Here is a 13497-nt window from a genome sequence, read left to right on the forward strand (position 1 = left end):
GCCACCCCGTCCATCATCCCCCCGGAGCCCGACTGTCGCATGTCCACCGTTTCCGTCGTGACCCTGGCCAAGGGCCGGCCGGCGCATCTGCGCAACGTGCTGCGCGGCCTGGAGCGCCAGACGCAGGCCCCCGCCGAATTCATCGTCGCGGTGATGCAGGACGAGCTCTACGACCTGCCCGAGACGTCGTTTCCGGTGCGCCAGATCCGGGTTTCCGGACATGAGCTGCCGCTCGCGGCCGCGCGCAACCGCGGCGTGGGCGCGGCCACCGGCGAGGGCATCGTCTTCCTGGACGTGGACTGCATCCCGGCCCCCGACCTCGTGGCCGATTACGCGCGCGGGCTCGCCGAGCTCGACGGCCTGCTGATGGGCGAGGTCCTGCACCTGCCCGAGCGCGCCACCGCGGGCGCCTGGCGCTACGCCGACCTGGCGGCGAGCGCGGAGCGGCATTCCGACCGTCGCGGACCGCCGGCTTCCGGCATCGAGATGTGCAACGATTACCGCTGCTTCTGGTCGCTCAACTTCGCGATCCGGCGGGCCACCTTCCTTGCGCTCGGCGGCTTCGACGAGCGCTATGCCGGCTATGGCGGCGAGGACACCGATTTCGGCAAGATCCTCGACCAGAGCGGCACCCCGATCGCCTGGATCAAGGGCGCGCTGGCCTATCACCAGTACCACCCGCACCACATGCCCCCGGTCCACCACCTCGACAGCGTCGTGCGCAACGCCGAGCTGTTCGAGGCCAAGTGGGGCTACCGGACCATGGGCCACTGGCTCTACGCGTTCCGGGTCATGGGCCTGATCGACGACACGCCCGACCAGCCGATCCGGATCCTGCGCCGGCCCGACGCCGACGACCTCGCCCTGACCGGGCAGCAGAGCCACCAGCCCTACACAAACTCGGCGTCGGTCATCCGGTATCTGGAATCCCGGGTCGGCGCGGCGGCGACCGCGTGAGGATTGCGCTCCTCGCTCATATCCGCCACCCGGTCGCGCCGCCCTTCACGGGGGGTATGGAGGCCCATAGCTGGCACCTCGCCGAGGGGCTGGCGGCCCGCGGCCACGACGTCGTGCTGTTCGCGTCTGGCGACAGCGATCCGCGCTTCGCGATCGACGCCGTGGTCCCGGAGCACCACGAGCGCGTCTTCCCGGGTCTCGAGCATCGCGGCGATCCGGGGCTGCGGGCTTCTGTCGATGACGGCTACGCCGCCGCCTGCGACCGGATCGCGGCGGGCGGGTTCGACGTGCTGCACAACAACAGCCTGAGCCGGCTGCCCCTGGAGCGCCGGCGGACCGCGCAGGTCCCCACCGTCACCTCCCTGCACGTGCCGCCCTACGAGGCCCTGCGCGGGTTCGTTCACGACAGCCCTGGCCCGGGTCACCGGATCACCGTGACGTCGCGGGCGCAGGGGCAGGCCTGGTGGCCGGAGGGCGCACCGCCGGAGGTGTCGGTGCTGCATAACGGCGTCGACCCCGCGGCCTGGCCGTTCCGGGAGCGCGGCGACGGCAGCGCGGCCTGGTCCGGGCGGCTTGCGGCGATCAAGGGCGCCCACCACGCGATCGCGGCGGCCCGGCGCGCCGGCATCGCGCTGACGCTCTACGGCCCGGTCGAAGAGCCGGATTACTGGGAGGACCGGATCGCCCCGCAGCTCGGCGGCCCGATCCGCTACGGCGGCCATCTCGACGGCCGGGCGCTCGCCGCCGAGATCGGCCGCGCCTCGGTCTTCCTGTTCACCCCGTGCTGGGACGAGCCGTTCGGTCTGGTGGCGATCGAGGCGATGGCTTGCGGCCTGCCGGTCGCGGGCTTCGCCATGGGCGCGGCCCGGGAGGTGGTCGGCGAGGCCGGATGCCTCGCGGCGGCCGGGGACGAGGCCGGGCTGGCCGGTGCGATCGGCACGGCGCTGGCCATCCCGCGCCCGATCCCGCAGGCCCGGGTCGCGCGCCTGTTCACCCGCGACCTCTGGCTCGACCGCTGCGAGGCGCTCTACGCGCAGGCGCGCGGCTAGGGCTTTGCCGGCGGTGCCCCGTCGGGGTTCGGGATTACCTTTCCGGGGTTCATCCGATCCTCGGGATCGAGCGCCGCCTTGATCCGGCGCATCAGGTCGAGCCCGACCGGGTCGGCGTAATGCGCCAGCTCGTCGCGCTTGATCAGGCCGACGCCATGCTCGGCCGCGATCGAGCCGCCGAGTTCGTCCACGATGTCATGCACGATGCGGTTGAACCGGCCCCATTCCGCCAGGAACGCGGCGCGATCCAGCCCGGCCGGCTGCGTCAGGTTGAAGTGGATGTTGCCGTCGCCGAAATGGCCGAAGCCGCAGGGCCGCAGGCCCGGCATCGCCGCGATGCAGGCCGCGCTCGCCCGCTCCAGGAACGCGGGCAGCGTCGAGAGCGGCACCGAGACGTCGTGCTTGATCGAGGCGCCTTCCCGGGTCTGCGCCTCCGGCACGCCCTCGCGCAGGGCCCAGAGCGCGGCGTTCTGGGCGCCGCTCGCCCCGATGGCCGCGTCGGCGATCGATCCCGATTCCAGGGCCTCCCCGAGGGCGGCTTCGAGTTCGGCCCGCGTGTCGGCGTCGGGCCGCGCGGACGACACCTCGATCAGCGCGTAGGCGCCGTGATCGCCCGAGAGCGGCCGGACCGTGCCCGGGACGTGCCGCAGCACGATCTCCAGGGCGAAGGGCGGCAGGTACTCGAAGGCGGTGAGGTCGCGGTCCATCCGCGTGCGCAGGAAGACGAACAGGTCGAGGGCGGCGCGGGACGAGTCCAGCCCGACGAAGGCGACGCTGGTCGAGCGGGGACGCGGGAACAGCTTCAGCACCGCCGCGGTGACGATCCCCAGCGTGCCCTCGGACCCGATGAACAGCTGCTTCAGGTCATAGCCGGCATTGTCCTTCCGGAGCGCCCGCAGCCCGTTCCACACCCGCCCGTCGGCCAGAACCACCTCGAGCCCGAGGACGAGGTCCCGGGCGTTGCCGTAGGCCAGCACGGCGATGCCGCCGGCATTGGTGGCGATGCCCCCGCCGATCCGGGCGGAGCCCCGGGACGCGTAAGAGAGCGGGAACAGCAGGCCGGCCCGCTCGGCGGCGTCCTGAACCTCCGAGAGGATCATCCCGGCCTCGACCGTGATCGTGGCGTCGACCGGATCGACCGCGCGCAGGCGCGCCATCCGTTCCAGCGACAGGACCACGCCGCCCTGCGGGACGCCGCCCCCGGTCAGCCCGGTATTGCCGCCCAGCGGCACCACGGCGAGGCCCGCCTGGGTGCAGGCGCGGACCGCGAACGCAACTTCCTCGGTGCTCCCGGGCCGCAGCACGGCCAGCGCCGCGCCCGTGAACAGCTTGCGGCTCTCGATCAGGTAGGGCGCGAGGTCCTCGGGCTCCGTGAGCACGTGGCGCGCGCCGATCCCGTCGCGCAGGGCGCTGAGCAGCGTGTCGTGGGAGAGGGAAGGGGGCGTCATCACTGAAATTTTGTAGGCCAGCCGGCGCCGGTTGCAAGCGCCGGGATGGCGCGGGCCCCGGCAGGCTTTACAACGCTCCTGCACGCCCGGGGCACCCGCGCCCGGTTTCCAGCACGCTCCACCCCAGAGGCCGCGATGCTCTCCGTCATCCAGAATCCCCCCCGGATCGCCCTGCCGATCGCCGGCAGCACCGACCTGTTCCCCGTGCGCCGCGTCTACTGCGTCGGCCGCAACTACGCCGCCCATGCCCGCGAGATGGGCGCCGACCCGGACCGGGAGCCGCCGTTCTTCTTCATGAAGCCGGCCGACGCCCTGCAGATCGTCGGCGCCGAGCCGACGCCGCACACCTATCCGCCCCAGACGCAGAACTACCATTTCGAGGTCGAGCTCGTGGCCGCGCTCTCCGGCGGCGGCAGCGACATCCCGACCGAGACCGCCCTCGACCAGGTCTACGGCTACGCGATCGGCCTCGACATGACCCGGCGCGACCTTCAGGACGAGGCCAAGAAGCTGTCGCGGCCCTGGGACCTCGGCAAGGCGGCCGACGGCTCCGGCCCGATCGGTCCGCTGTTTCCGGCCTCGGCGATCGGCCATCCGGCCAAGGGCGCGATCACGCTCTCGGTGGACGGCGCGATCCGCCAGACGGGCGACCTCGCCGACATGATCTGGTCGGTCGCCGAGCAGGTCGCCTACCTGTCGCGCTACTTCACCCTACAGCCCGGCGACCTGATCTTCACCGGCACGCCGTCGGGCGTCGGCCCGGTCCGGCGCGGCGAACGCATGGTCGCGGCGATCGCCGGCCTTGGCGAGATGACCCTCGACGTCGTGTGACCGCGCGCACCATGCTCCTCGACCGGCCGCTCCTCCGGCGCCTGTTCCACCTCGGGGCCCTCGCGTCCCGGGGCATGACGCTGGGCGTGCGCGGCGTCGCCCTCGATACGCAGGGACGGGTAGCCCTGGTCCGGCACACCTACGTCAGCGGCTGGCACCTGCCGGGCGGCGGCGTCGAGCGTGGCGAGACTGCGGTCGCCGCCATGGAGCGTGAATTTCGCGAGGAGGCTGAGATCGCTGCCGCTGCGCCCCTGCGCCTCCACGGGCTCTACCGGAACGCCGGGGCGGCGCCCCGGGACCACGTCGCTGTGTTCGTCCTATCGGCCTTCACGGTGCTGCGGGACAAGACCCCCGACCGCGAGATCGCCGCCTTCGGGTTCTTCCCGGTGGATGCGCTCCCCGAGGGCACCACCCGGGCGACCGCCGCGCGGCTCCGGGAGATCCGGCAGGGGCTCGCACCCGACCCGGATTGGTGAATCGACAGGAACCGCAAAAGAGACGCTTGCGTCGCCCGGCGGAATGGTGTTTAGAGAGCCGCGCCGGGGGCCGCCGGCACGAAAGTCCAGGCGGCCAGGCACTAGTGAGCGGGTGTAGCTCAGGGGTAGAGCACAACCTTGCCAAGGTTGGGGTCGAGGGTTCGAATCCCTTCGCCCGCTCCAGTTTTTCTTCCCAACCAAATCTTTGCAAAACGCCCGACGGGCGTTTTTTGCATTTGCGGCCGATGTGGCGCCCGCGCGCATATCCTTGGATGCGCGTTGGCCGGCCGTACCGGAACGCTGTCGTGCGCTGGACGATGCCTGACGTGGCTCCGCGCTCAGCCGCGCACGCCGTCGGCGAAGTGCTCGCGGATCCAGCATTCTCCCGAAATCCGGGCGCCGTTCTGCGTGACGAACGCGTAGGGAGAGCGTTCCACGACGGTTCCGCCGCCGGCGCGGATGACCCAGCGGTAGCAGCGCGGATCGCGCGCGCAGGGAATGACTTCGACGCTATGGGCGGGTATCAAATCGATGGACATGGATCGTAAACGTTCCACGCCGGACATCCGCTCCGATCGACCGGCGCACGTGATTACTTAAGTGTGGAATCACACGCTCACAATTGTCGGATCGGCCCGTCGGCGCCTCGGACGAGCCTGACGGCAACGCAGGTTCGATCGGGGCGGCGCGTCGAGGCACGCCGTCCATCTCGCGACTCGCCGCTCAGGATGTCCGCGCCCGCCGGCAAACCCACTCGTCGCCGATTACCGTTCGCACCAGAGGACACCGCATGCCGATCAAGGCGCTCAACGACCGCAAGAAGCTGTCGGGGGATTTCAACGACGCCAACGACGCGTTCATCGACGAGGTACTGAAAGCCCTCCAGTCCGGCCAGATTCCGATGGATCTCGCCCGTGCCTACCTCGCGCATCCCGTCGCGATGATGCACACGGATGGGGCTCAGGCGGTGGCCAACTACTTCGACCGCATGCTGGCGCAGCGGCCGACCATCGACTGGACGCCCGGCGACTGAACGGCCCGGGCCAGGAAAGGGATTGCGGATGACCCTCGACGAGGTCGAAGACCTGAAGCGCGCGCGCGGCGCCCTGGCGCGGCAGCGGAACGCCATCGCCAAGCGATTGGGCGGGATCGACGTGGCCCCGATCTCCATGGCCGAAGACCTCACCCGGACGCTGCTGGCGATCGAGGCCGTGGACCGCGCCCTGGTCGATGCCGGACAGCCCCATGTCGATATCGGCGCCGCGCACGAGGCATAGGCACGAAGCCTAGGAACGGACGGGGCCGGGGGCATCGACCGCCGGGCCTTCGTCGAACCTTGCGCCCCGCGCCCGCGCGGGCATACAGGCGAGACGGTGCGAGGAGACCTGACGATGACCGACCGCCTGCCCGGCTTCAACACGTTGGCGATCCATGCGGGCGCCGCCCCCGACGCGAGCACGGGCGCGCGGGCCACGCCCATCTACCAGACCACCAGCTTCGTGTTCGACGACGTCGATCACGCGGCCTCGCTGTTCGGGCTGCAGGCCTTCGGCAACATCTACACCCGGATCACCAACCCGACGAACGCCGTGCTGGAGGAGCGCATCGCGGCGCTGGAGGGGGGGACTGCGGCGCTCGCCGTGGCCTCGGGTCACGCCGCCGAGTTCCTCACCATGCACGCGCTGATGCAGCCGGGGGACGAGTTCATCGCCTCGAACAAGCTGTATGGCGGCTCGATCAACCAGTTCAATCACTCCTACAAGAACTTCGGCTGGTCGGTGGCGTGGGCCGACAACGACGACCCGGCCTCGTTCGAGGCGGCGATCACGCCGCGCACCAAGGCGATCTTCTGCGAGTCGATTGCCAACCCGGGCGGGGTCATCACCGACATCAAGGCGCTCTCGGACGTCGCGAAGAAGCACAACATCCCGCTGGTCGTCGACAACACCATGGCGACACCGTACCTGATCCGACCGTTCGAGCACGGGGCCGACATCGTCGTGCATTCGGCCACCAAGTTCCTGGGCGGGCACGGCAATTCGATCGGCGGATTGATCGTCGACGGCGGCTCGTTCCAGTGGGCGGGGGATTCCCGCTACCCGATGATGAGCCAGCCCCGGCCGGAATATTCCGGCATGGTGCTCGCCGAAACCTTCGGCAATTTCGGCTTCGCCATCGCGTGCCGGGTGCTCGGCCTGCGCGATCTCGGCCCGGCCCTCTCGCCGTTCAACGCCTTCCTGATCCTGAACGGCATCGAGACCCTGCCCCTGCGGATGCAGCGCCATTCCGACAACGCCCTGGTGGTGGCCAAGCACCTGGCGCAGCACGAGGCCGTGTCCTGGGTCAGCTACCCGGGCCTAGAGACCGACCGCTACCACGCGCTGGCCAAGCGCTACACGCCCAACGGCGCCGGCGCGGTCTTCACCTTCGGCCTGAAGGGCGGCTACGAGGCCGGGGTGAAGCTGGTCTCGAACCTGCAGCTGTTCTCGCACCTGGCCAATATCGGCGACACGCGTTCGCTGGTGATCCACCCGGCCTCGACCACGCACCGCCAGCTCACCGACGCGCAGAAGACCGCCGCCGGGGCGGGGACGGAGGTGGTGCGGCTGTCGATCGGCCTGGAGGATCCGGCGGATCTGATCGAGGATCTGGACGGTGCGCTGGGGGCTTGAGAGCGGCCAGAGACACGTCGAGGTGTCATGGCGCCGGATCGTCCGCGGCATCACGGTGTGATGCGGGCAGGAGGTCGACCCCATGGCTGACACGCTGATCCCGGCCAGTATCGGCTCAGCCACGGAGGAAGAGGCAGCTGCGGTCCCGGCTACGATAGGCCTGACGGTGCCGATGCCGTCCGGCTGATGCTGGTCCGTGTCGCGCGCGACAAGGCTCTGCCCTTCGAGCCGCTCATTCCGAACCTGACGACCCTTGCCGCCATGGAGAAAGCGCGGCGGGGCGGCTTGGTTCGGTTCGACAGCGTGGCCGCATCAATGGCCGACCTCGATGCGGACGATGGAATGCACCGGCCAGTTCAGGCAGGACTACAGGCGCGAGATGAAGGGGCGTGATCGCGCAACGCGAGTTGCAGATCTGTCGCCCGTAATCGATGCTTTGATGGTCGATCAGCCGCTGGACGCCCGTTATCGCGATCCCGCTCTGGTCGGCAATTGGCACGATCATCGTGATTGCCACATCAAACCGGATTTCGTGCTGCTCCATCGCTTGCCGGATGCGCAGTCGATCAAGCTGGTTCGTCTCGGCTCACAGGCTGAACTCGGCCTTTGACGCCGTCGCGTTGCCACAACGGCATCCGGAAGGACGGTCGCGAAGTGGTCGCTTCGCCGCAAGACCTTGCGAAACCGCGCCGCTCGCGACCGTCTGTCGAGTTTGGCTTCGCATGAAAGCCGGTCTTTGAACCGGCCTTCGGCGCGCGCCTAAAAAACCTCGTCCGCCAGCGCCATCGTGGACTCCGAGCCCGCCTTGATCCGCACCAGGCGCAAGGCAGTCTCCGGCAGCATGCGCTCCATGAAGAACCGGCCGGTGGTGAGCTTGGCCGCCCAGCGGGGCGAGGCGTCTTCCGCCTGCTTGGCCAGCGCCGCCTTGGCGATCCGCGCCCACATGTAGCCCAAAGCCACGAGGCCGAAGAGGTGCATGAAGTCCGTCGCCCCGGCGCCGGCATTGTCGGGCTTCGAGAAGGCGTTCTGCATCAGCCACATGACGGCGCCCTGCAGGTCGTTCAGCCCAGCCTGGAGCGGCTGGGTGAACGGCGCCATCGCGGGATCCTCAGCATGGTCCTTCAGGAAGGTCTGAACCTCGCCCAGGAACGTCATCATCGCCCGGCCGCCGTCCTTGGGCAGCTTGCGGCCGATCAGGTCCATGGCCTGGATCCCGTTGGCGCCCTCGTAGATCATGGCGATGCGGGCATCGCGCACGAACTGCGACATGCCCCACTCCTCGATATAGCCGTGGCCGCCGAACAGCTGCTGCGCCTCAACCGCGTTGGCGAAGCCCCGATCGGTGAGCACGCCCTTCACCACGGGGGTGAGCAGGCCGAGATGGTCGTCGGCCGTCTGGCGCTCCTTGGCATCCTCGGACCGGTGCAGGATGTCGGCTTGGAGGGCCGTCCAGAGCATGAGGGCGCGCGCGGCCTCGTTGAAGGCGCGGATCTGCATCAGGGTGCGGCGGACATCCGGGTGGACCAGGATCGGGTCGGCGGCCTTGTCGGGGGCCTTGGCGCCGGTCAGCGCCCGGCCCTGGAGCCGGTCCTTCGCGTAGGCGACGGCGTTCTGGTAGGCGACCTCGGACTGGCCCAGCCCCTGGACGCCGACCGCGAGCCGCGCCTCGTTCATCATCACGAACATGGCGTTCAGGCCGCGGTTCTCCTGGCCGACCAGCCAACCCGTGGCGCCGTCGTAGTTCATCACGCAGGTACTGTTCCCGTGGATGCCCATCTTGTGCTCGAGGGAGCCGCAGGACACGCCGTTGCGGGCGCCGAGCGACCCGTCAGGGTTCACCAGCACCTTCGGGACCACGAACAGGGAGATGCCCTTGGTCCCGGCCGGCGCACCCTCGATTCGGGCGATGACCAGGTGGACGATGTTCTCCGCGAGGTCGTGCTCCCCCGCCGAGATGAAGATCTTGGTGCCGGTGAGGCTGTAGGAGCCGTCGCCGTTCGGCACCGCCTTGGTCTTGAGCAGGCCGAGATCCGTGCCGCAATGCGGCTCCGTCAGGTTCATGGTGCCGGTCCAGGCGCCCTCGACCATCTTGGGCAGGTAGAGCGCCTTCTGTGCCTCGGTGCCGTGGACCAGGAGCGCGGCCATCGCGCCCTGCGTCAGCCCCGGATACATCCCCAGCGCCAGGTTCGCCCCCGAGGCGAATTCCTGCATCGCCGTGTTGACGGTGTGCGGCAGGCCCTGGCCGCCGAACGCCTCCGGGACTGCGAGGCCCATCCAGCCGCCCTTCGCGTAGGCATCGTAGGCGGCCTTGAAGCCGGTCGGCGTGCGCACGCTGCCGTCGGGCTCGCGGCGGCAGCCCTCGAGGTCGCCCACCCGGTTGACCGGAGCCAGCACCTCCTCGGCGAGCTTCGCACCCTCGCGCAGCACCGCCTCGACCACGTCCGGGGAGGCGTCTGCGAATCCGGCCAGGTTGTCCCGGTTATGGAAGCCCAAGACGTCGTTCAGCAGGAACAGCGTGTCGTCGACCGGGGCGCGATAGTGAGGCATGACCTGATTCCCCCTCGCCGGGCTGATCGCCGACATCGGCTCGCCCGTTTGCCAGCATCTAAGCGCGCCCCCGGCTCCGGAGCAACGGTTCTGCGGTCGCGTGCGCGGGAAGTGTCAGGGGCTTGCACGTCAGCGCCGAAGATTACTGGGCCGGCCTCGCCTTAACCGTGTGTTTACCAAGAAAGTTAAAGGTCGCCCCGAACGATCCGGCGCCCGCGTTCCGTGGATACCGTCTCTCGGTCCCGCCCCGCGAACAGGATCAACGCCGAACGCTGCCGACGACAGGCCTCCGATGACCCGCAACGCCATGCCGCAGCTCGACAGTTTCGACCCGGAGGTGCTTGACGCCGCCCGGGACGTCGCGGCGCGGGCGGGTGTCCCGCTCGAGACCTGGATCGCCTCGGTGGTGCCGCAGCAGCAGGGCCTGCAGGGCAACCGCCGGCAGCGCCGCCGCCAGCAGCGGGCCGAGCAGACCGCGCGCCCGGACAGCCGGCTCGAGAGCGACCGGCAGGCGGATATCATGGATCAGCCGGGCGGCTCCCGGTTCGAGCGGACGGCCGAGACCCGCCAGGAGCCAAGCCCAGATTCCTATGGCCAGGGCTTCGCCGCCCTGATGAGCCGGATCGACGGACTGAACCGGACCCTGGACGAGGAGCGGCGCCTGACCCAGGAGGCCGAGACCCGGCGCCTGGCCGAGATCGAGACCCGGATCGAGCGCGCCCTGACGGCGGCGCCGGTCCAGCAGGTGACCGAGCGTCTCGGCGACATCGAGCGGCGGATGTCGCAGCTCGGCGAGCAGATGGCCTCCGGGCGCCCCGCCGGCCGCCGCGGCCGGCCGGATGCGGTCGAGATCCGCAACGCCGTCCAGGATATCCGCCAGCGCCAGCGTGAGCTGTCGGAGGGCGTCGGTGAGCGCGCGCTCGCCGCAGGCCGGTCCGATGGCGGCGTCGTGGCGAGCATGCGGATGGACCTCGCCCGCCGCCTCGAGGCGCGCGTCGAGGATATGGCGGCGCCGTCCGCCGCCGTGTCCGAGCTGCAGAGCGAGACCGTGCGTCTGCGCGAGGCGATCAATCAGCTGGCGACCAGCCGCGATGTCGGGGCACTTGAGCAGGCCGTGACCTCGCTCGCGCACGGCATCGAGCGGGCGCAGGTCGGCACCGACCTCGCCGCGATCGCGGCGCCGGTCGAGCAGGTCCGGGCCCAGGTCGAGCGGCTGGCCGAGGAGGTCGCCGAGAACGTCCACACCCGCGTGGCCGACGACGTGCGCCGCCTGGCCGAGCGCCTCGACAGCGTCGCCGCGGCCGGACAGGCCGGTTCGGACGGCCACACGCTGGCGGGTCTGTTCGCGGAGCTCGAAGAGATCCGCCGCCTGATCGGCGCCCTGGCCGGCCCGGAGCGGATCCAGAGTCTGGCCAACAGCCTACAGGCCGTGAGCGCACAGATCGCGCAGCTCCAGCGCATCGGCAGCGAGGCCAGCCTGCGCCCGCTGCTGGAGGAGATCCGCAGCGATGTCCGCACCGGCGCCCCGGCCGCCATCGCCGAGCAGATCCAGACGCTGGCCGACAAGGTCGACGGCCTCTACACCCGCGATCAGCGGTACGACCGCGCCGAAGCGTCCGATCCGGCTCAGGCCGGCGACATGGCCTCGATCCACGCGATGCTGCGCAGCCTCGCCGAGAAGGTCGATCAGGTCGGCAGCCGCCCGGAGAACGAGGGCCTCGACGCCCTGGAGAAGCAGGTCGTCTCGCTCGCGGGCCGGCTCGATGCCCCCCGTAGCGGCGATCCGGCCCTGGCAGGCCTCGAGCGCACCATGGACGACCTGCTGCAGCAGGTTGCGGCCCTGCGCGAATCGGCGCCGAGCGAGGCCGTCGTCGAGCGCGCCGCGCGCAACGCCGTGGCCCAGACCCTCAAGGGCTCCGGCCTGCCGAGCGCCGAGCTCGGCGAGATCGGCCTCCTGCGGGCGAGCCTGGCCGACATGCAGGCCCGGCAGATCGCCTCGGACCAGCGGCTCGGCGCCACCCTGGAGGGCGTCCAGTCCGCCCTGGAGCGCCTCGTCAACCGGCTCGGCCCAGCCGATTCGACCGCCGCGCGCCCACCGTCGCTGGACGAGCGGCTCCTGACCTCAACCAGCCCGGAGGCGCGGGTCGCGGCATCCGACGCGTCGCGCTTGGCCGACGACCTGCTGGAACCCGGCAGCGGTCGTCCGGGCCGGGAGCCGCGCGCGGTCCGTGACACCGCCATCCGCCGGCCGGCGCGGGAGCGTTCGGCCGATCCGGCGCGCGGCCGCCCGGTTCCGGAGGCCGGCGGCGAAGCCGACATCAAGACCAGCTTCATCGCGGCCGCCCGTCGCGCCGCCCAGGCCGCCCAGGCTGAACTCGCCGCCGAGGCGCCGGCCGACCGCCGGGACCTGCGCGCCCGCATGGCCGAGAGCGAGCCGGAAGCCGCGGGTGAGAGCCGGCTCAGCCGGTTGCGGGCGGAGATCAACCGCCGGCGGCGGCCCCTCTTGCTCGGCCTCGCCGCCATCGTGCTGGCTCTGGGCGCGCTCCAGGCAATTAGCATGCGTGCCCCCGACGAGGCACCGCGCACGGTCCAGACCTCGCAGGTCGCCCCGAGCCGGGCCGAGCCCGCCCGGGACGTCCGCCCGGAGATAGCCGCAGAGGCTCCGGCGCAGAAGCCGCCGGTGGCCGACCCGGTGACCACGCAGGCCCTGCCGACGCCGCTTCCCGCAGAGGCGCGGGCGGCCGCCGTCCGGGCTGCTGTGCCGCAGGTCTCGGGCATGAACACCCTGCAGGCGGATCTGGGCACGGTTCCGCCGGCCCTCGCCAAGGTGAAGCAGGCGGCGCTGGACGGCGACGGCACGGCGATCTGGGATCTGGCAGCGCGCGAAGCGGACGGCCGCGGCATGCCCCGCGACCTCTCGGTGGCCGCGAAGCTGTTCGAGAAGCTGGCAGGGGCCGGTTATGCCCCGGCCGAGTACAAGCTTGCCGGTCACTATGAGAAGGGATCCGGCGTGGTCCGGGACCTCGACAAGGCGAAGCTCTGGTACGGCCGGGCCGCCGAGCAGGGCCATGCCCGCTCGATGCACAATCTGGCAGTGCTCTACGCTGAAAACCCCGCCGCCAACGGCAAGCCCGATTTCGCCTCGGCGGCCTCGTGGTTCCGACAGGGCGCCGAGTTCGGCGTGCGCGACAGCCAGTACAACCTGGCGGTGCTCTACGCCCGCGGCCTCGGCCTGACGCAGGATCTGGTGCAGTCCTACGCATGGTTCTCGGCCGCCGCCGCACAGGGCGACGACGACGCGGCTAAGAAGCGCGACGACGTGGCGAACAAGCTCAGCCCCACCGACCTGGCCAGCGCCAAGAGCCTCGCGGCGACCTTCAAGCCGCGCAAGCTCGATCCCGCCGTCAACGAGCCGCCCGCCGCGAAGGACGGCATCACCGCGCCGATGTCGCTCCTGGGTGCCCCGACCCCGAGCCCGAACGGCTTCACCGCTCCGGCCCGCAAGTCGTAGCGGCCG

The 13497-nt window shown here is 70.7% G+C and carries 13 protein-coding genes and 1 tRNA gene; 11 read left to right on the forward strand and 3 right to left on the reverse strand.

Going from position 1 to position 13497, the window contains the following annotated elements; all coding sequences use genetic code 11:
* Nucleotides 1-39 precede the first annotated feature (39 nt).
* Both AC0IY0_RS06645 and AC0IY0_RS06650 read left to right on the forward strand, forming a co-directional pair.
* Nucleotides 40-957: a glycosyltransferase family 2 protein gene (locus tag AC0IY0_RS06645; RefSeq protein ID WP_147907100.1), complete on the forward strand. Its 918-nt coding sequence runs from the start codon at nt 40-42 to the stop codon at nt 955-957.
* A complete protein-coding gene (locus AC0IY0_RS06650) occupies nt 954-2006 on the forward strand; it encodes a glycosyltransferase (RefSeq protein ID WP_471763361.1) in 1053 nt (350 codons plus the stop codon). The genes AC0IY0_RS06645 and AC0IY0_RS06650 overlap by 4 nt, the downstream gene beginning before the upstream one ends.
* Here AC0IY0_RS06650 and AC0IY0_RS06655 read toward each other — a convergent pair.
* Entirely contained in the window at nt 2003-3454 is a 1452-nt protein-coding gene (locus tag AC0IY0_RS06655) for an FAD-binding oxidoreductase (protein ID WP_471763362.1), read from the reverse strand. The two genes, AC0IY0_RS06650 and AC0IY0_RS06655, sit on opposite strands and share 4 nt — an antisense overlap.
* Before the next feature lie 135 nt (nt 3455-3589).
* Here AC0IY0_RS06655 and AC0IY0_RS06660 point away from each other — a divergent pair, with 135 nt between their 5' ends.
* From AC0IY0_RS06660 to AC0IY0_RS06670, 3 genes are all read left to right on the forward strand, one after another.
* On the forward strand, nt 3590-4285 hold the full coding sequence (locus tag AC0IY0_RS06660) for a fumarylacetoacetate hydrolase family protein (protein WP_147907103.1): 696 nt from the start codon (nt 3590-3592) through the stop codon (nt 4283-4285).
* An 11-nt stretch (nt 4286-4296) separates the two neighbouring features.
* Nucleotides 4297-4761: an NUDIX domain-containing protein gene (locus AC0IY0_RS06665; RefSeq protein ID WP_419830015.1), complete on the forward strand. Its 465-nt coding sequence runs from the start codon at nt 4297-4299 to the stop codon at nt 4759-4761.
* Nucleotides 4762-4869: 108 nt separating this feature from the next.
* Nucleotides 4870-4944, forward strand: a tRNA-Gly gene (locus AC0IY0_RS06670).
* A 155-nt stretch (nt 4945-5099) separates the two neighbouring features.
* On the opposite strand, the gene AC0IY0_RS06675 is transcribed toward AC0IY0_RS06670, so the two are convergent.
* Nucleotides 5100-5300 (reverse strand): hypothetical protein, encoded by a 201-nt coding sequence (locus tag AC0IY0_RS06675; RefSeq protein WP_147907104.1) that lies wholly within the window; start codon nt 5298-5300, stop codon nt 5100-5102.
* A gap of 251 nt (nt 5301-5551) precedes the next feature.
* Between AC0IY0_RS06675 and AC0IY0_RS06680 the strand changes: the two genes are divergently transcribed.
* The 5 genes from AC0IY0_RS06680 to AC0IY0_RS06700 all read left to right on the forward strand — a co-directional run bounded on the left by AC0IY0_RS06680 (nt 5552) and on the right by AC0IY0_RS06700 (nt 8043).
* The gene (locus tag AC0IY0_RS06680) at nt 5552-5794 is read left to right on the forward strand and encodes a hypothetical protein (protein WP_147855182.1); all 243 of its coding nucleotides are present in this window, start codon (nt 5552-5554) and stop codon (nt 5792-5794) included.
* Between the two features lie 28 nt (nt 5795-5822).
* Nucleotides 5823-6038 (forward strand): hypothetical protein, encoded by a 216-nt coding sequence (locus AC0IY0_RS06685; RefSeq protein WP_147855183.1) that lies wholly within the window; start codon nt 5823-5825, stop codon nt 6036-6038.
* A gap of 114 nt (nt 6039-6152) precedes the next feature.
* Nucleotides 6153-7433 (forward strand): O-acetylhomoserine aminocarboxypropyltransferase, encoded by a 1281-nt coding sequence (locus tag AC0IY0_RS06690; RefSeq protein ID WP_471763363.1) that lies wholly within the window; start codon nt 6153-6155, stop codon nt 7431-7433.
* 186 nt (nt 7434-7619) lie between these two features.
* A complete protein-coding gene (locus AC0IY0_RS06695; protein WP_461230858.1) occupies nt 7620-7826 on the forward strand; it encodes a hypothetical protein in 207 nt (68 codons plus the stop codon).
* The gene (locus AC0IY0_RS06700; RefSeq protein ID WP_461230859.1) at nt 7813-8043 is read left to right on the forward strand and encodes a type II toxin-antitoxin system YafQ family toxin; all 231 of its coding nucleotides are present in this window, start codon (nt 7813-7815) and stop codon (nt 8041-8043) included. Before AC0IY0_RS06695 ends, AC0IY0_RS06700 begins: the two co-directional genes overlap by 14 nt.
* Before the next feature lie 149 nt (nt 8044-8192).
* Here the strand turns inward: AC0IY0_RS06700 and AC0IY0_RS06705 are convergent, their stop codons facing one another.
* Entirely contained in the window at nt 8193-9980 is a 1788-nt protein-coding gene (locus tag AC0IY0_RS06705) for an acyl-CoA dehydrogenase C-terminal domain-containing protein (RefSeq protein ID WP_461230860.1), read from the reverse strand.
* A 292-nt stretch (nt 9981-10272) separates the two neighbouring features.
* Here AC0IY0_RS06705 and AC0IY0_RS06710 point away from each other — a divergent pair, with 292 nt between their 5' ends.
* A complete protein-coding gene (locus AC0IY0_RS06710) occupies nt 10273-13491 on the forward strand; it encodes an SEL1-like repeat protein (protein ID WP_471763364.1) in 3219 nt (1072 codons plus the stop codon).
* The last annotated feature ends 6 nt before the right edge of the window (nt 13492-13497 follow it).

This window comes from Methylobacterium sp. AC315, from assembly GCF_979253755.1.

Coding starts and splice junctions, on each gene's coding strand:
- AC0IY0_RS06665 (WP_419830015.1), top strand. CDS start 4,297: ATGCTCCTCGACCGGCCGCTCCTCCGGCGCCTGTTCCACCTCGGGGCC.
- AC0IY0_RS06680 (WP_147855182.1), top strand. CDS start 5,552: ATGCCGATCAAGGCGCTCAACGACCGCAAGAAGCTGTCGGGGGATTTC.
- AC0IY0_RS06700 (WP_461230859.1), top strand. CDS start 7,813: ATGAAGGGGCGTGATCGCGCAACGCGAGTTGCAGATCTGTCGCCCGTA.
- AC0IY0_RS06695 (WP_461230858.1), top strand. CDS start 7,620: ATGCTGGTCCGTGTCGCGCGCGACAAGGCTCTGCCCTTCGAGCCGCTC.
- AC0IY0_RS06710 (WP_471763364.1), top strand. CDS start 10,273: ATGACCCGCAACGCCATGCCGCAGCTCGACAGTTTCGACCCGGAGGTG.
- AC0IY0_RS06705 (WP_461230860.1), bottom strand. CDS start 9,980: ATGCCTCACTATCGCGCCCCGGTCGACGACACGCTGTTCCTGCTGAAC.
- AC0IY0_RS06655 (WP_471763362.1), bottom strand. CDS start 3,454: ATGACGCCCCCTTCCCTCTCCCACGACACGCTGCTCAGCGCCCTGCGC.
- AC0IY0_RS06660 (WP_147907103.1), top strand. CDS start 3,590: ATGCTCTCCGTCATCCAGAATCCCCCCCGGATCGCCCTGCCGATCGCC.
- AC0IY0_RS06645 (WP_147907100.1), top strand. CDS start 40: ATGTCCACCGTTTCCGTCGTGACCCTGGCCAAGGGCCGGCCGGCGCAT.
- AC0IY0_RS06675 (WP_147907104.1), bottom strand. CDS start 5,300: ATGTCCATCGATTTGATACCCGCCCATAGCGTCGAAGTCATTCCCTGC.
- AC0IY0_RS06690 (WP_471763363.1), top strand. CDS start 6,153: ATGACCGACCGCCTGCCCGGCTTCAACACGTTGGCGATCCATGCGGGC.
- AC0IY0_RS06685 (WP_147855183.1), top strand. CDS start 5,823: ATGACCCTCGACGAGGTCGAAGACCTGAAGCGCGCGCGCGGCGCCCTG.